The sequence below is a fragment of the Curtobacterium uvaldense genome, from assembly GCF_028307415.1.
In the GTDB taxonomy this organism is placed as follows: domain Bacteria; phylum Actinomycetota; class Actinomycetes; order Actinomycetales; family Microbacteriaceae; genus Curtobacterium.
The window spans coordinates 124,431-140,389 of sequence record NZ_JAQMHU010000004.1; the positions used below are offsets into that span (position 1 = coordinate 124,431).

Annotated in this window: 17 protein-coding genes; 9 read left to right on the forward strand and 8 right to left on the reverse strand. The window is 73.4% G+C overall.

From position 1 onward, the window contains the following. Positions 1 to 24: 24 nt before the first annotated feature. Together PIJ49_RS04100 and PIJ49_RS04105 are read right to left on the reverse strand one after the other, a co-directional pair. Positions 25 to 1,017 (reverse strand): alpha/beta hydrolase, encoded by a 993-nt coding sequence (locus PIJ49_RS04100; RefSeq protein ID WP_271825918.1) that lies wholly within the window; start codon positions 1,015 to 1,017, stop codon positions 25 to 27. Continuing rightward, positions 1,010 to 2,533 carry an MFS transporter gene (locus tag PIJ49_RS04105; protein ID WP_271825919.1) on the reverse strand — a complete coding sequence of 508 codons (1,524 nt, stop codon included), beginning with the start codon at positions 2,531 to 2,533 and terminating at the stop codon, positions 1,010 to 1,012. Before PIJ49_RS04105 ends, PIJ49_RS04100 begins: the two co-directional genes overlap by 8 nt. 263 nt (positions 2,534 to 2,796) lie before the next feature. On the opposite strand from PIJ49_RS04105, the gene PIJ49_RS04110 reads away from it, so the two are divergent. After that, a complete protein-coding gene (locus PIJ49_RS04110; protein ID WP_251161092.1) occupies positions 2,797 to 3,471 on the forward strand; it encodes a hypothetical protein in 675 nt (224 codons plus the stop codon). 45 nt (positions 3,472 to 3,516) lie between these two features. Beyond that, positions 3,517 to 4,320, forward strand: coding sequence for an SDR family NAD(P)-dependent oxidoreductase (locus PIJ49_RS04115; RefSeq protein ID WP_209684709.1), 804 nt, complete (start codon positions 3,517 to 3,519; stop codon positions 4,318 to 4,320). A 34-nt stretch (positions 4,321 to 4,354) separates the two neighbouring features. Here PIJ49_RS04115 and PIJ49_RS04120 read toward each other — a convergent pair whose 3' ends face one another. The 3 genes from PIJ49_RS04120 to PIJ49_RS04130 form a co-directional block, all read right to left on the reverse strand. Then, entirely contained in the window at positions 4,355 to 4,909 is a 555-nt protein-coding gene (locus PIJ49_RS04120) for a hypothetical protein (RefSeq protein ID WP_209684707.1), read from the reverse strand. Between the two features lie 249 nt (positions 4,910 to 5,158). Further along, positions 5,159 to 6,274, reverse strand: a complete 1,116-nt coding sequence (locus tag PIJ49_RS04125) for a Gfo/Idh/MocA family protein (protein WP_209684705.1) — start codon at positions 6,272 to 6,274, stop codon at positions 5,159 to 5,161. Further along, positions 6,271 to 7,071, reverse strand: a complete 801-nt coding sequence (locus PIJ49_RS04130; protein WP_209684703.1) for a sugar phosphate isomerase/epimerase family protein — start codon at positions 7,069 to 7,071, stop codon at positions 6,271 to 6,273. The genes PIJ49_RS04125 and PIJ49_RS04130 overlap by 4 nt, the downstream gene beginning before the upstream one ends. 239 nt (positions 7,072 to 7,310) lie before the next feature. On the opposite strand from PIJ49_RS04130, the gene PIJ49_RS04135 reads away from it, so the two are divergent. The 3 genes from PIJ49_RS04135 (at position 7,311) to PIJ49_RS04145 (ending at position 10,743) form a co-directional block, all read left to right on the forward strand. Further along, positions 7,311 to 8,606 carry an MFS transporter gene (locus tag PIJ49_RS04135; protein WP_209684702.1) on the forward strand — a complete coding sequence of 432 codons (1,296 nt, stop codon included), beginning with the start codon at positions 7,311 to 7,313 and terminating at the stop codon, positions 8,604 to 8,606. A 110-nt stretch (positions 8,607 to 8,716) separates the two neighbouring features. Continuing rightward, entirely contained in the window at positions 8,717 to 10,039 is a 1,323-nt protein-coding gene (locus PIJ49_RS04140) for a carboxylesterase family protein (protein WP_271825920.1), read from the forward strand. Between the two features lie 119 nt (positions 10,040 to 10,158). Beyond that, positions 10,159 to 10,743, forward strand: coding sequence for a TetR/AcrR family transcriptional regulator (locus PIJ49_RS04145; RefSeq protein WP_251160074.1), 585 nt, complete (start codon positions 10,159 to 10,161; stop codon positions 10,741 to 10,743). Between the two features lie 97 nt (positions 10,744 to 10,840). On the opposite strand, the gene PIJ49_RS04150 is transcribed toward PIJ49_RS04145, so the two are convergent. Both PIJ49_RS04150 and PIJ49_RS04155 read right to left on the reverse strand, forming a co-directional pair. Further along, positions 10,841 to 11,602, reverse strand: coding sequence for a DUF4184 family protein (locus PIJ49_RS04150; RefSeq protein WP_271825921.1), 762 nt, complete (start codon positions 11,600 to 11,602; stop codon positions 10,841 to 10,843). 13 nt (positions 11,603 to 11,615) lie between these two features. Beyond that, on the reverse strand, positions 11,616 to 12,917 hold the full coding sequence (locus PIJ49_RS04155; RefSeq protein WP_271825922.1) for an alpha/beta hydrolase: 1,302 nt from the start codon (positions 12,915 to 12,917) through the stop codon (positions 11,616 to 11,618). Positions 12,918 to 13,222: 305 nt separating this feature from the next. Between PIJ49_RS04155 and PIJ49_RS04160 the strand changes: the two genes are divergently transcribed. Both PIJ49_RS04160 and PIJ49_RS04165 read left to right on the forward strand, forming a co-directional pair. Further along, entirely contained in the window at positions 13,223 to 13,657 is a 435-nt protein-coding gene (locus PIJ49_RS04160) for an NUDIX hydrolase (RefSeq protein WP_066651264.1), read from the forward strand. Further along, complete coding sequence (locus tag PIJ49_RS04165) at positions 13,654 to 14,004, forward strand: hypothetical protein (RefSeq protein ID WP_066651271.1); 351 nt, start codon at positions 13,654 to 13,656, stop codon at positions 14,002 to 14,004. The genes PIJ49_RS04160 and PIJ49_RS04165 overlap by 4 nt, the downstream gene beginning before the upstream one ends. Here PIJ49_RS04165 and PIJ49_RS04170 read toward each other — a convergent pair. Beyond that, on the reverse strand, positions 13,985 to 14,353 hold the full coding sequence (locus PIJ49_RS04170; protein WP_209684698.1) for a VOC family protein: 369 nt from the start codon (positions 14,351 to 14,353) through the stop codon (positions 13,985 to 13,987). The genes PIJ49_RS04165 and PIJ49_RS04170 overlap by 20 nt on opposite strands. A gap of 37 nt (positions 14,354 to 14,390) precedes the next feature. Here PIJ49_RS04170 and PIJ49_RS04175 point away from each other — a divergent pair, with 37 nt between their 5' ends. Beyond that, complete coding sequence (locus PIJ49_RS04175) at positions 14,391 to 15,032, forward strand: nucleoside/nucleotide kinase family protein (RefSeq protein WP_271825923.1); 642 nt, start codon at positions 14,391 to 14,393, stop codon at positions 15,030 to 15,032. A gap of 70 nt (positions 15,033 to 15,102) precedes the next feature. Further along, positions 15,103 to 15,936 (forward strand): NmrA family NAD(P)-binding protein, encoded by an 834-nt coding sequence (locus PIJ49_RS04180; RefSeq protein WP_271825924.1) that lies wholly within the window; start codon positions 15,103 to 15,105, stop codon positions 15,934 to 15,936. The last annotated feature ends 23 nt before the right edge of the window (positions 15,937 to 15,959 follow it).

A 15,959-nucleotide genomic window follows, 5' to 3' on the forward strand; every position in this document is an offset into this window, starting at 1 on the left:
CACCGTGCCTCCCGTCCGTGCGCGTCAGGTGCGCGGCGCCGGGTCGGGTTCCCCGAGCAGCCGGGTCGTCCAGTCGGCGAGGGCCGCGACCGCCGACCGCGAGACCGCCGCTCCCGGCACCATGCTCGTGAAGCCGTGGAACGCGCCCGGCCACACGTGCAGCTCGGCGTCGACCCCGGCGGCCCACAGCGCGCTCGCGAACGCCACGGTCTCGTCACGGAAGACCTCGGCGCTGCCGCAGTCGACGTAGGTGCGGGGGAGTCCGGACAGGTCCTCGGCGCGCGCCGGTGCCGCGTACGGGGAGACGTCGTCGGTGCCCCGGCGCTCGCCGAGGTACGCGCCCCAGCTGAAGTGCATCGCCTGGCGGTCGGCCACGCCGACGCCGTCGATCTGCCGGGTCGACACGGAGGCGTCGCGGTCGTCGAGCATCGGGGAGACCAGGACCTGCGCGAGGACCTCGGGGCCGCTGCGGTCCCGGGCCAGCAGGACGGTCCCCGCGGCGAGGCCCCCGCCGGCGCTCTGGCCGGCGACGACGATGCGCGCCGGGTCGATGCCGAGCTCGTCGGCGTGCTCCGCGACCCAGACGAGTCCGGCGTAGCAGTCCTCGACCGGGGTCGGGTCGGGGTGCTCCGGGGCGAGACGGTAGTCCACGCTGACCAGCACGACGTCGTGGTCGAGCAGCCAGTCGTCGTACGATTCGAGGTTGCCGAGGTGGTGGCCCATCACCATGCCCCCGCCGTGGATCGTGTAGACGCCCGTGGTCGGACCGGTCCGGCCGGCGCGCTGGATGACCGCGAGGTCGATCGGGTCACCGCCGTGTCCGGGGACGGTGATGCGCCGCCGCTCGAGCCCGCGGGCGCGCAGGCGGTCGTCGAGCTCCTGCTCGGTGATCTCGAGCGCACGCATCCGGGGCAGGGCCGCGGCGTCGATGGTGAACGGTCCACGGGCCTCGAGTGCGGTGAGGAAGACGCCGAGTTCGGGGTCGAAGGGCGGGCGGGGCGAGGTGGTGTCAGGCACGGGAGGGCTCCTGGTGGTGGTCGGCGGAAGTGGACGAGGAAGAGGAAGAGGAAGAGGACGTGGACGGCACCGGCGGGGTCGGGGTCGGCGTCGGTTCCGGCGTGCCGACGGCGCGTCGCGCGCGGAGCACCCCGACGGCGACGAACAGCGCCGCGACCACGGTGATCACGGCCCCGGCGACCTGCAGCGCACCGACGACGGCGGCAGCGTGCGCTGCCGTGGTCCGGGCGACGGTCACGCTGCCGGGGACGAGCGCGGCGAGCACCGTCCCGGTCGCAGCGATCCCCACCGCCGTGGCGAGTTCGCTCGCGGTGTCGACGAGTGCCGCCCCGATCGACGTGCGGTCCGTCGGGAGCCCGGACAGGACACTCGCGCCGGCGACCGCTCCGACGACACGCATCCCGGCCGCGACGAGCACGAGGGCGACCGCGACCGCCGGGTACCCGGTACGCCCGGACAGGGTGAACACGGCGAGCCCGACGACGACGGCCGTGGCGCTCGTCCACGCGGCCCGATCGAGCCCGACCCGCCGGACGACGGGCCCGACGAAGCGGCCGCTCGCGAGGAGCACCACGACCTGGGGCAGGGTGCCGAGCGCGGCGAGGGCCGGCGGCCACCCCCACGCAGCCTGCAGCTGCAGGGTCACCGCGTAGGACAGCCCGGCGGTGGCGAGCCCGGCGGCGGCCTTGTACGCCAGACCGCTCGCGACGAGGGGCCGTGCCACCAGGGTGAGGTCGAGCAGCGGGTGCGGGGCCGTCCGCTCCCGCACGACGAAGCCCGCGACGGCGGCAACGGTGGCGGTCGCCGCGGCCCAGGTCGGCCAGCCGGTGGTGGACACGGCGAGCGTCGGGGTCACCAGGACGCCGACGACGGCGGCCGTGCCGAGCACGGCGCCGACGAGGTCGAGCGGGTGCCGGTGCAGGTCCGCCGGCCGATCGGCCACGATCCCGGAGCGGATGCCGACGAGCGCGACGAGGGCGATCGGCACGTTCGCCACCAGGAGCACCTGCCACGGCGCCACCGTGAGCACGAAGCCGCCGACCGTCGGGCCGACCGCCAGCCCGACGAGCCCGGCGGTCGACACCACGGTCAGCGCCCGGACGCGCAGGTGGTCGGCGGAGAAGAGCCGGAAGGTCAGGGCCATCGAGCCGGGCGTGGTCATCGCGGCGGCGAGGCCTGTGAGGACCCGGACGACGATGAGCTGCTCCACGCTGGTCACCAGGACGGTCGCGGCGCTCGCCGCGGCGAGCAGCACCAGCCCGACGAGCATCGTGCGGCGGCGGCCGAACCGGTCGGCGACCGCCCCGAACAGGAGCATGAGCCCGCCGAACGCGACCGAGTACGCGCTCGAGACCCACTGGAGCGAGGCAGTGGACGCGGCGAGGTCCCGACCGATCGTCGGCAGGGCGACGGTGAGGACCGAGTTGTCGAGCATCTCGAACAGGAACACGGCGGACAGCCCGGACAGGGCGATCCACGTGTCACGGAGACGGGCGGGTGGGGTGTGTGCAGACACGGGTGCACTCCTTCGATGAAGAAGTGGCGACTCCCGTGAGACGCGTGCACGCTCCCGGCCGGTGAGCGGCGCGGGATTTTTCCCTCTGCGAGGAACAGTAGCCGATCAGCGGCACGTGCAGAAGAGCGGCTGGGGACCTGCCGGGCGTGATGACTTCCGCGCCCTGCTACAAAAGCAGAACCCCGGCCGTCTGATCTGGCCGATGAGGGCCTACAGGGACGGTTCCGGGGTGTTGACATCGATCTTACGTCAGTGGGGGGATCTTGAGCAACGAGACGTGGGACTCCGTCGAGCACCACATCGGTCGCGAGCGGTTGCAGCACTACCTCGCCGCCGCGTCCGGCGACACGTCCGTCGCGAGAGCGTTGTACGACTGGAACGTCGAGGCATCGGCTGCGTTCTGGGGCTCCTTGGGGCACCTCGAAGTCGCCCTGCGCAACACTGTCGATGCGCGGATGACCGCTCGGCACGAGCGACTCGGGCGCGAAGGCCACTGGATCTTCGACGACCAGTACGAGTTCGGCCGGCGCGAGCCGCCGGCTGCGCACCAGTACCCCTACGTGGACGTCGTCAGGGCGAAGCGCCGCGTCATGAAGAACGGGAAGCCGGTGACGCCAGGGCAGTTGATCTCAGAGGTCTCGTTCGGGTTCTGGCACCAGATGGTCTCCCGGGCGCAGATGCGGTTCTGGCCCGACGTCGCAACGGGGTTCCCCGGCGCTCCCGATCGAGCGCAGACGACCGTTCGTGCACCGGTCAGCCGCCTCCGCGACCTCCGGAACCGCATCGGCCACCACCACCGCATCTGGAACCAGGACCTCCGAGGACGGTACGACGACGTCCTGTTGGTCACCGGGTACATCGATCCGGTGCTCAGTGCCTGGGTCGATGCTCGGTCAGCAGTCCCCGCGGTCCTGCGTCGTCGTCCCCAGCTCTCCTGATGCCGTCCGGGTCGACCGCGCCACCACCGGGTGTACGCAGGACCCATGAGCCGTCCCCGCAGCCCCTTCCGTGGCCTCCGCGCCCTCGTCACCGGCGCCAGTGGGGGGATCGGCGAGGCGGTCGCCCTCGGGCTCGCCGCAGCCGGCGCCGACGTCGTGCTGGTCGCCCGGTCCGAGGGCCGGCTCGACGCGCTCGCCGAGCGCATCCGCCGCGACCACGGCGTGACGGCGACGGTGCTCCCCGCGGACCTCGCCACGGCGGACGGCGTCGACGGGGTCGTCGCACGTCTCGGGGGCACCCGGGTGGACATCCTCGTCGCGAACGCCGGCGTCGGCGACCACGGGCCGTTCGCCGCCTCGACGGACGAGCGGCTCCGGACCCAGGTCGACCTCAACTGCACCGCGGTCGTCCGCCTCGTCCACGCGTTCCTGCCCGGCATGCTGGAGCGTCGGATCGGCGGGGTGATGACCGTCGCGTCGACGGCCGCGTTCCAGCCGACGCCGCAGATGGCCGTCTACGGCGCGACGAAGGCGTTCGTGCTGTCGTTCACCGAGGCGGTCTGGCAGGAGAACCGGGGGAGCGGGGTGCGGTTCCTCGCCCTCTGCCCCGGCCCCACCGCGACGGGCTTCTTCGACGAGGCCGCCCGGGGATCGGGGTCGGCGGGCGTCATGGAACGCGGTCGGCAGTCGGCGGAGCAGGTCGCGGCCGTGGGGCTCCGGGCGTTCGCGCGGCAGGGCGGTCCGACGGTGGTGTCCGGCCTCGGCAACGCCGTGACGGCGAACGCCCACCGGTTCGTCCCGCGCGGACTGATGGCACGGATGTCGGCGCTCGTCACGGGCGGTGAGTGACCGTCCGGGCCGGCTGGTCACCGGGAGGGGCTGCTCACCCGTAGCCCTCGCTGTACAGCCGCCACCCGTCGGCGGTGTGGCGGAAGCAGAACTGCCACCCCTCGAGCGTCCCGGGGTCGTCGCCGTTCATGTTCGTCTGCTTGACGTCCACCGGGATGCACTGCACCGCGACCCCGCCGTTCTCGTCCGCGGGCCGTCGCTCGACGGTGCCGACGTTCCGGTGGGCGAGCAGGTCCGGGTGCTCGTCGAACCAGGACGTCGGCTGCCGCTGCCCGCACCACGCCTGGTCGGGTGACGACGGCGCGTGCGCAGCCGTGAGGGCTTCGGTCACCGCGCAGTCGTGGGCCTCGGCGGCGCGGAGGTAGACGCGGAGGACCTGCTCCGACGAGGCGCTCGCCGGAGGGAGGCGTCGCGCGGTCTCGGCAGCGTGCTCGAGGTGCACGCCGATGCCGACCCCCGTGGCGACGACGGCCAGCGCGGCAGCGGACACGAGGACCGGCAGGACCCGTCGTCGTGGCGCTCGGTCGTGCGTCGTGTCCGTGGCGCCTCCTTCGACAGCGGTCGGATCCCCCTTGCTCGACCCTGACACGACAGCGCTCCCATCGGCATCCCCCTGCGGGACGAAGCCGACCGGCCGGTCGGCCGATCGGCTCGTCGTGTCACCCACGAGCGGGCAGGACACGCCGCTCGTCCTCCGCCCGGAGGGCGGAGGACGTCGGTGTGCGGCTCCGGACGTGACGGATCTGGCCCGCTCGGTGGGCCGGACGCACCCACGACGCGGACGGACGGGAGGCGCGGTGCCAGCTGGCACCGCGCCTCCCGTCCGTCACGTGGCTGGCTAGGCGTTCGCGCCCTCCGCCAGCACCGCAGCAGCCGGGTCGAAGTCCTCCGGCAGCGGCTCCGGCTTCGTGATGCGCGAGGTGATGTCGACGGGCTGGCCGGACTCGGCGGCGTCCCGGATGCCGAGCATGACGTCGAGCGCGTGGGACGCGACGGCACCGGAGGCGCGCTCCGGGCGGCCCTCGGCGATCGCACGTGCCATCTCGACGACGCCCGTGCCGCGACCCCAGGTCGAGCCCTTGTGCTCGAGGGTCGTCGGTTCGTCCTTGCCGAGCGTCCACAGCGTGCTGTCACCGTCGAAGACGTTCGGGTCCGGCAGCACGATCGTGCCCTCGGAGCCGTTGATCTCGACGAAGCCGTTGCGGGGCAGGGCGTGCTGGAACGACAGCGTCGTCTGCGCGGACTGCCCGTCGGCGAACGAGATGAGCGCGGCGTGGTGCGTGGGCACCTCGACCGCGAACTCGGTGCCGGCGCGGGGGCCCGAGCCGATCACGCGGGTCTCACGGGACTTCGACGACACGGCCTGCACGCGCGAGGCCGAGCCGAACGCGTGGAGCAGGGTCGTCACGTAGTACGGGCCGATGTCGAACAGCGGACCGGCGCCCTCGGCGTAGAGGAACTCGGGGTCCGGGTGCCACTGGTCCGGGCCGGGCACGTGGAACATCGTCGTCGCGGTGAGCGGCGTGCCGATGTCACCGCGGGCGATGGCACGGATCGCGGTCTGGATGCCGGCACCGAGCACGGTGTCGGGGGCGGTCGCGTACCGCACGCCGGCGGCCGATGCGGCGGCCAGGAGGGCCTGAGCGTCCTCGGCGGTGGTGGCGACCGGCTTCTCGCTCCAGGTGTGCTTGCCGGCGGCGATGATCTGCTGGCCGACCTTCGCGTGCTCGGCCGGGATCGTGATGTTGACGACGATCGAGATGTCGTCGCGGGCGAGGAGCTCCTCGACCGTGCCCGACGACGGCACGCCGTACTTCTCGGCCTGCGATGCCGCGCGCTCGAGGATGAGGTCGGCGACCATCAGGACCTCGACGTCGGCGAACTGCGTCAGGTTGGTCAGGTACTGGTCCGAGATGTTGCCGGCACCGATGATGCCGACTCCGACGCGGCTCACTTGTCGTTGCCCTTCAGCCACTCGAGCGACTCGGCGATGCCCTGGAAGACGTCGCCCGAGTACGCGTCGAACTCGACGACGCGGATGGCCTGCGGTGCGGCGGCGAGGATGCCCCGCACGTCGACGTCGCCCTGGCCGGCCGGGGTCTGGTTCTCGAAGGCGCGCTGCAGTGCCTCCGGCACGACGAGGGCGCTCTCGGACGAGGGCAGCGCGGTGAGGATGTCACCGTCGACCTTGCCGTCCTTGACGTGGATGGCGACGACGCGGTCGCCGAGCGACTGCAGGACGGCCGGGGCGTCGGCGCCACCGACGGTGGCCCAGAAGGTGTCGACCTCGAGGACGGTCTCCGGCGAGAGCTGCGACACGAAGAGCTCGTAGACGGTCTTGCCGTCGACCTTGTTCGTGAACTCCCACTGGTGGTTGTGGTACCCGAACTTCAGGCCGCGCGCGGTGGCCTCGGCGGTGAGCTCGTTGACGCGCTCGGCGATCTTCGCGACGTCGTCGGCGGTCTGCCAGCGGTCGGTCGGGATGAACGGGTCGATGACGGTCTGGATGCCGAGGCGCTCCGCGGCGTCCCAGATCGGCGCGGTGTCCTCGGCGTCGATCACGGCGACGTGGCCGGACGGAGCCTTCAGGCCCGTGGCGGCGAAGGCCTTCTCGAGGTCGGCGGCGCGCTCGACGAACGCGTACGGCTCGACGTTCTCGTAGCCGATCTCGCGCACCCGGGCGATGGCCTTGTCGAGGTCTTCGGCGATGGCGTCGCGCAGCGAGTACAGCTGCACAGAGGTGGTGGGCATGGCAGAGGGCTCCTTCGGTCCTGTCAGGTTGTCGGGGCCCGTCGAGGATCGATGCTCCCCGGCGAGATCGAGACCGACGCTACCCCAAAAACCACCCGCTGTGTAGTTTTTGTCGCGCGTCGTCGGTGGCGCACTCGCGCGCCGCCTGGACGACACGTGTCGATCACCCCTCGGGAGATGTATGCTCGCCGACGGAAAACCTTGCAGTACAAGGTTTCCGATCGACTCAAGGAGGCGTCATGAGCACACCCGAACCCGGCAGCCCCGCACTGCTGGACCCGGAAGCGGGCATCACCCAGCCCGTCAGCACCGTCAAGGTGGGGATCGGCTACCAGGTCGCCCTGTTCCTCGGACAGTTCGGCCTGTTCGTGGCGCTCATGGCCCCGGTCTACGTCAGCATGCAGATCAAGGCACAGGCCCTGGTCGGCGACGACGCGGCGAACGTCATCGGCTCCGTGCTGCCGATCGGCGCGTTCGGTGCGCTCATCATGAACCCGCTGGCCGGCGCGCTGTCCGACCGGACCCGCACGCGCTGGGGCCGCCGACGCCCGTGGCTGCTCGGCGGTGTCGTCGTCTTCGCGATCGCGCTCGCCTGGATCGCCTACGCGCCCGACGTCCTCAACCTGACGCTCGGCTGGCTGCTCGCGCAGCTCGCCGCGAACGCCACGCTCGCCACCCTGCTCGCGAGCTTCGCCGACAACGTGCCGCAGCTCCAACGCGGCCGGGCGTCGAGCATCATCGCCCTGGCGCAGAACACCGCAGTGCTCGCCGGCACCTACCTGTCGGTGTTCTTCGTCGCGAACCTGCCGGTGCTGTTCATCGCTCCCGGCATCCTGGCGATCGTCCTGGTCGTCGTGTACGCCCTGGTCGCCCGTGACGACCTGCCCACCTACAAGCTCAAGCCGTTCACCTGGATCAACCTCATCTCGTCGTTCTGGACGAACCCGATCAAGAACCCCGACTTCGCGTTCGCGTGGTGGTCGCGCTTCCTGATCATCCTGGCGACGTTCATGTTCACGACGTACCGCCTGCTCTACATGCAGGAGCACCTCGGGATCGCGGACCTGAAGGAGGCCACCGAGGCGGTCGCGTTCGGCGTGCTCCTCTACACGCTCGCGCTGCTCGTCAGCGCGGCACTCTCCGGCTGGGCGTCGGACCGGATCGGCCGCCGCAAGGTCTTCGTCGGCGGATCGACGGCGCTGTTCGCGGTCGGCCTGGTGATCCTCGCCCACGCCGACACCGTGACGGGCTTCTACGTCGCCGAGGTCGTCATGGGCTTCGCCTACGGCATCTACTCGGCCATCGACACGGCCCTGGTCGTGGACGTCCTGCCGAACGCCGACCGCCCGGGCAAGGACCTCGGTGTGATCAACATCGCGAACGCGCTGCCGCAGTCGCTCGCACCCGCGATCTCGCTCTTCTTCCTGAAGATCGGCAGCAGCCACCCGGACAACTACGAGCTCATGTGCTGGGCCGCCGGCATCGTCGCCCTGCTCGGTGCGCTGGTGGTCATCCCGATCAAGCGGGTCCGCTGACGCCCGTCGCACTGACGGACTGAAGGCGCGGTGCCAGCTGGCACCGCGCCTCCGGTCCGTTCGTCTGGCGTCCGCCGTCCGTCCGCAGGTCGCGTCGTTACCGTGGGTCGGTGCGCTCCACCGACACCCGTTCCTTCGACTCCCCGGCCGGCACGATCGAGGCGGTCGTCGACGGCGACGTGACCCGCGCCCTCGGGATCCCCTACGCGCGGGCCGAGCGCTTCGCGCCGCCGTCGCCGCAACCGCCGTTCAGCGGGCCGTTCCGCGCGGACACCCCGGCGCCCGTCCCACCGCAGCCGAGCGCACAGTTCGTCGACCAGCTCCTGCCGTCGATGGACCACCTGCAGGTCGACGAGCACTGCCAGCGACTCAGCATCACGGTGCCCTCGGACGTCCGACCCGACGAGCGCCTGCCCGTGGTGGTCTGGGTGCACGGCGGGTCCTACGTGCTCGGCGGCGGTGACCTGCCGATCCACGACGCCCACGACCTGGTGACCGAGCAGCGCGTGGTCGTCGTCACGGTGACCTACCGGCTCGGGGTGCTCGGGTTCCTCGGTGACGGCGAGACGGTGCCGGCCAACCTCGGACTGCTCGACCTGGTCGAGGCGTTCCGGTGGGTGCAGCGGAACATCGCGGCGTTCGGCGGGGACCCCGACTCCGTCACCGCGTCCGGGCAGTCCGCCGGAGCCGACGCGATCGCGCACCTCATGATCAGCGAGGGCGCCCGCGGCCTGTTCCGCCGCGCGATCGTGCAGAGCGCGCCGCTCGGGCTCTCGCGCGGGCGGGCGCGGATGAACCGGGCGATGGTCCGGGCCGTCGGGTCGGTCGCGGCGGACACGTCGCTCGACGAGGTCCTCGAGCGGCAGGCCCTCGCGACGAAGGCCGGTGGTCGGTACGGCCTGGCCGGCGGCATGCCGTTCGGCACGCAGTACGGGTTCGCACCGTTGCCCGCCGAGCGCGACATCGACCGGGCCTGGCGGTCGGTCGCACCGGAGGTCGACGTGCTCATCGGGTCCGGCTCGGACGAGGCGGGCATGTACGTGCCGCTCGTCCCGGGGCTCCGGACGGCCGCGCGGTCCCGCCTGGTCCGACCCCTGCTGCGCTGGCTGCTCGTGCGGCCCCTGTCCGAGGTGATCTACGGCCGCGATGCGCGGCGCTTCGCCGATCGTCACCGGGCCGCCGGTGGACGGGCGACGGTCTACCGGTTGCTGCGGCACCCGTCCGTGGCGCCGGTCGGTGCGGTGCACATGAGCGACCTGCCGTTGCTGCTCGGCGGTCGCTCGGCGTGGGTGGGCAGTCGCTTCGTGCCGGAGCGGGACTGGCCGGAGGTCGAACGGCGCGGGCGGGCGTTCCGGGCGGTCTGGGCGGAGTTCGCGCGGACCGGACGGGTGACGGCGGCGGACGACGAGACGCTGGTGTTCGACCGGGGGTGACCGCCACGGGAGCACGCAGGCGGTGTCGCGGGGGTGGCCGTCCAGCCGCGCACTCCCCGGGCGCTCGCCCCCGGACGGGGAGGTCGCGCCGGGAGCGCGCGGTGGGCAGGATCGACCACATGCCCGACGCCGACCTCCGCGCCCGCATCGTCTCCGGTGCTGCCGATGCCTTCCGTGACGGCGACTTCCACACGGTCGGCCCGGACGACGTCGCCCGGGCCGCCGACGTCACGGTGGCCGAGGTGCACCGCGTGTTCCCGTCGTGGGAGCTGCTCGTCGTGGCCGTCGTCGACCGGTGGACCAAGGACGGCCGCGATGCGCTCCGCGGGGTCGCCGAGCAGGAGGGGGCCGTCGCGTACCTCCGAGCCCGGCTCGACCGCGGGCACCGGCACCCTGCGGTCGTGCGGGTCCGCGTCGCGCTGCTCAGCGCGACCTCGACACCGGGCCACCCGGCGTCGGGGTGGTTCCGGCAGCAGTACACGATGCTCTTCGAGGACGTGACCCTCGCCCTCGTGCGGGACGTCGTCGCCGGTCGTGAGTCCCGCGGGGCTGCTCCGCGGCACGCCGCCGAGCAGCTCGTCGCGCTCTTCGAGGGGCTGCAGCTGCAGGCGATGCTCCGCGACGACGCCGACCTGCTCGCCGGGTGGGACCGGGCGGTCGCACGCATGCGGGCCGGCTGGGCCGCCGCCGCCGTCGCGGCCTGAGGGGAGCCGGCAGCGCGGGCACCGGACGTTCGCGCAGCGCCCTGCCGGTACCCGCGGGCACCCGGACGTTCTCGCGACGCCCTGCCGGTGCCGGGTCCTAGGACCCGCGTGTCCCGTGCCCGCGGAGTCCACGGCCGACGAGCAGCACGACGGCACCCACGACCAGGGCGACCGCGACGAGTGCCGGCACCCGGAACGCCAGCGCGGTGACCACGCCACCGATCCCGCCGCCGGCGAGGAACGACCGCACCCCGACGGCCAGCGCCAGGACGACGACCACGGCCAGGGCTGCGACCGGGACGAACCGCTCGACGGGGCGCAGGGGCCCGACCGGCCGGACGTCGGCGCGTCGCCACCACACCGCGGCGACGACGAGCAGGGCGAGCAGCCCGAGCACGCTCGACAGGTCCTGCAGCAGGAAGGGCAGCGGGTACCCGCCGACGGCGCCGTCCCGCAGTGCGGGCCAGGCCCGGACCACGAAGCCGTGCTCGTGGGTGAAGCCGTCCCACACGACGTGCGTGACGCTGCCGAGCAGGCAGCCCACGACCACCGGCAGCACGTCGCGTGCACCGAGTGCCGGCCGGCGACCCCAGCCCCGCGGCAGACGCCGACGCAGCCCCGGGACGACCGGTGACCATGCCGGCCGCACGAGGAACCACCACGTGGCGAGCACCACGAGGGAGACGGCGAGGTCGATGGTCGGGACGCCCCACCACGAGTGCGCGTCCTCGTAGGGCGGCAGGAACGGCGCGAACAGCACCGTGTCCGGCGCCATCGAACCGATCGCGACGGCGGCGACCGGCACGGGCAGGCGACGTGCTGCCAGGGCGACGACCGCGTGGCTGACGGTGAAGGGCACGGTCACGTCCTCGTCATCGGGCCAGGTGCGTGCGGTGCACGAACCACTCGACGCCCTCGGCCAGGGCGACACCGGCGGTGTGCCAGTCGTGGCCACCGTCCTCGATGATGCGCTCCGTCACCGTGACGCCGGCTGCACGTGCGGCCGCCACGACCCGCGGGACGACCGGTCCGTACCGGCTGTCGTCCGCACCGGCCGCGACGAACGCGGCGGAGTCGCGGTACGGCGCCCGTTCGGCGAGCACTCGGAGCGGCTGCGCGGCCTCGTACGCCGCCCGGTCACCGCGGAAACCCCTCGAGACGGTGTCGTCGCGACCCTGCAGGACCGGCCCGATCTGTCCCGAGACGTCGATCCACGAACCGAACCGGTCGGGCCGGCCGGCCCCGAGCTGCAGGGCGCAGGTGCCTCCCTGCGAGAAGCCCGCGATGGCCCAGTCCGCCCCGCCGGCGGCGGCGTGCAGGTGCTCGTGGACCCAGGTCGGGACGTCGCGCGTCAGGTAGGTGGCGCTGTTCCCGAGCGGACCGTCGACGCACATCGGGTTGTTCGATGCCCGGGCGAGCTGGTCGGGCATCACGACGATCGGCGCGAGTCCGCGGTGCCGGTGGGCGATCGCGTCGAGCCGGGTCGCCATGCGGCCGGCCTCGACGATGTTCGCCGGAGCGGCGCCGGGTCCCTGCCCGGAGAGCATCACGACGACGGGCAGCTCCGGGGCGTGCTCGACGAGGGCGGCCGGGGGGAGCCAGACGATCGCGGGTCGGGCGTGGAAGTGCGACGCGGTGCCCGGGATCCGCACCGAACCGTAGCGGCCGTGGGCCGGCATGTCGCGCGGCGGTCGCCAGCTCGCGGCGTCGACCGGGGCCGATCCCGGGGCCGGGTCGTCCGGCAGGCGGAGGGGCGGCACGTGCGACTGCCCCAGGGCGTCGGCGATCGTGGGGAAGAGCCCGGCGTCCCGGTTCACCGCCAGTCCGCCGGACACCAGGGCGAGGGGGACCAGCAGCGCGGCGACCACCCGGGTCAGCACCCGGCCCCGCCGTGCCCGGCCACCGCGGACGAGCCCGACGACCGCGACCCCGAGCAGTGCGCACACCACACCCGTCCAGACCCGGTCGACCCAGGTCGGCGGGACGCCGAGCACGTCGAGGACGTCGCCGAGGAACCAGGAGAGCATGGTCCCGACCAGCGCTCCCGCGACGATCGCGACGGCTGCCCAGCGCCAGGAGCGGCGGACGGTGGTGAGGACGAGGACGGCGGCGACGAGGGTCAGGGCGTAGTGGGGCAGCAGCACGTGGGCGGACAGGAGCGGCAGGGTGGTCACGGGCGGGTCCGACGGTCGGGACGCTCTCGGACACCCGGCGGGTGACGGGACAGGAGCGGCGTGGTCCAGCGACGGTAGCGAGCCGAGGTGTCCGGACCGGCAGCGGGGAGCCCGTCCCCGGCGGTCTCCCGGCTGATCCTGAGCGATCCTGCACGGGGGGTGGCCGGCCGACGGTCCGGAGCTGTCCGAGCGGCCAGGTCCGGGTGGTCCGTCGACCGTGCGGAGGACCGCACCGTCCCCGCACCGGACGGTGGCGGGCGGCGCGTCTGGGTGTGCCCTCCAGGGGATCCTGGCAAGGTCGGCGGATGGAGTACACGGACTACGACACCCGGCTCGCCGCCTACGGCGTGATCACCGAGGGCGACCGTGTGCTCCTGGCCCGACTGCGGGTCCCCGAGGCCGGCACGTGGACGCTGCCGGGCGGCGGGGTCGAGTTCGACGAGACCGTCGAGCAGGCCGTCGTGCGCGAGGTCCTCGAGGAGACCGGGTACGAGGCGACGTGCGGTCCGCTCCTCGGCGTCCGGCACCACATCGTGCCGAAGGAGCGCCGGATGCACGACAACGGGCGGCCGATGAAGGCGGTGCAGGTCGTGTTCCGCGTGACCGTCACCGGCGGCGAGCTGCGCAGCGAGACGGACGGCTCGACCGACGAGGCCGCGTGGGTCCCGGTCGCCGAGCTGCCCCACCGACGGCACGGGCTGCTCGTGCCGATCGCCCTCGGCTGGGCTCGACGACCGTGAGCGGCGAGGCCACCGACCTGTCCGCCCGGCTCTGGGACGAGCGGGCGCTGCTCGGCGACCTGGTCACCGCTGCGGCCGACCCCGACCGCGTCCGCCGGCTCCTCGACCGGTTGCGCGAGCTGCGCCTGGAGCAGGACGTCCTCGTGCACGCCCTCGCCGAGCAGTGGGGCACCGGTCCCGACACCGCCACGCTCCGGTCGCTCGAGCGTGTCGCACCCCCGCCGTGGGACCTGCTCCTGCCCGAGCACCTGACAGCCCTGGCGAGCCTGACCGCCGAGGTCGCCGCGGTGCTGCCACCCGGCCCCGTGCGCGACGCGTGGGACCGGATCAGCCCTCGAGCACGCTGAGCACGTTGCCCGACGGGTCGGTGAACCACGCGATGAGCGGACCGCCGTGCCGGTTCACCCCGCGCTCGTCGGTCACGCCCTCGTAGCGCAGGAACGTGACGCCCTTCGCCGACAGCTCGTCCACGGCTGCGTCGACGTCCGGCACCGGGAAGTTCAGCACCGTGAACGACGCCGGCTCGTGCGCGGGCCCCTTCGGGTAGACGAGCACCCCGGTGCCGGAGCCGACGTGCAGCACGAGCATGCCGTGGTCCTCGCTCACCGGCAGCCCGAGGACGCCCTCGTAGAACGCCCGCGCCCCGGGGAGGTCACGCACCGAGAACCCGCTGAACGCCGTCGTCGCATCGACCATGCGGCCAGTGAACCACCGCTCCTGTCAGGATGGGACGGTGACCCCGACCGAGCTGTCCGTCGACGCCGCCGTCGAGCGGGCGGTGGCGCTCGCCGCGGGTCCCGGCCGCGCGGTGCTCGGCATCGCGGGGGCGCCCGGGGCGGGCAAGTCGACGCTGGCACGCCGGATCGTCGTCGCCGTCGACGCCGCGCACGGGCCCGGTACCGCGGTGCAGGTCCCGATGGACGGCTTCCACCTGGCGAACGCGGCACTCGACGCCCTCGGCCGGCACGACCGCAAGGGCTCGATCGACACCTTCGACGCGGCCGGCTACGTCGCCCTCGTCCGTCGTCTGGTCGTCGCGGACGACGACGTCGTCTGGGCGCCGGACTTCGACCGCCGCGTCGACGAGCCCGTCGCCGGCAGCATCGCCGTGCCGCGGAGCACCCGGCTCGTCGTCTCCGAGGGCAACTACCTGCTCGACACCGACGCGCCGTGGTCCGCGCTGCCCGGCCTCTTCACCGAGACGTGGGCGTGCGTCGTGGACGATCGTGTCCGCGTCGACCGTCTGGTGGGCCGGCACGTGCGGCACGGACGCGACCACGAGGCGGCCCGGACCTGGGCGCTCGAGGTCGACGGCGTGAACGCGGCGAGGGTCGCTGCCACGGTGACCCGTGCCTCCCGGACGGTCCGGACCTGACCGGAGCCGGACGACCAGGGCGGCCCGACCCGAGCCACCCGACCAGCAGCACCGAAGGACAGGAGCGACCATGACCATCGCCATCACCGGAGCCACCGGCAACATCGGCGGGTCCGTCGCCCGCGCGCTCGCCCGGGCCGGCACGCCGATCCGCATGCTCGTCCGCGACGCGGCCCGGGCACCCGAGCTGCCGGGAGCGGAGGTCGCGGTCGCCTCGTACGCCGACGCGACCGCGTCCCGCGCCGCGCTCGAGGGCGTCGACCTGCTGCTCATGGTCTCCGGCGCCGAGGCGCAGGACCGCCTCGACCAGCACCGCGCCTTCGTGGCCGCGGCCGCGGACGCGGGCGTCGCCCACGTGGTCTACACGTCGTTCGTGGGTGCGGCACCGGACGCCACCTTCACCCTCGGCCGCGACCACTGGGCGACCGAGCAGGCGATCGAGGAGACCTCGATGCGGCACACGTTCCTGCGGGACTCGTTCTACCTGGACTTCGTCGAGGACCTGGTCGGCGAGGACGGCGTGATCCGCGGACCGGCCGGTGTCGGCGCGATGGCCGCGGTCGCGCGGGCGGACGTCGCGCGCGTCGCGACCGAGGTGCTGCTGCACCCGTCGGACCACGCCGACCGGACGTACGAGCTCACCGGACCGGAGGCGATCACCCTCGCCCAGGCTGCCGCCACCGTGTCCGAGGTGCGCGGCCGCGCCGTGACGTACCAGCCGGAGACGGTGACGGAGGCGTACGCCTCGCGTGCGCGTTGGAACCCGGAACCGTGGCAGGCCGACGCGTGGGTGAGCACCTACACGGCGATCGCCGAGGGTGCGCTGGCGCACGTCTCGACGGACGTCGAGCGGGTGACCGGCCGTCGGCCGCTGTCGCTGCGCGAGGTGCTGCAGGCGGACTGACCCGGCCGGGAGGCGCGGGGCGC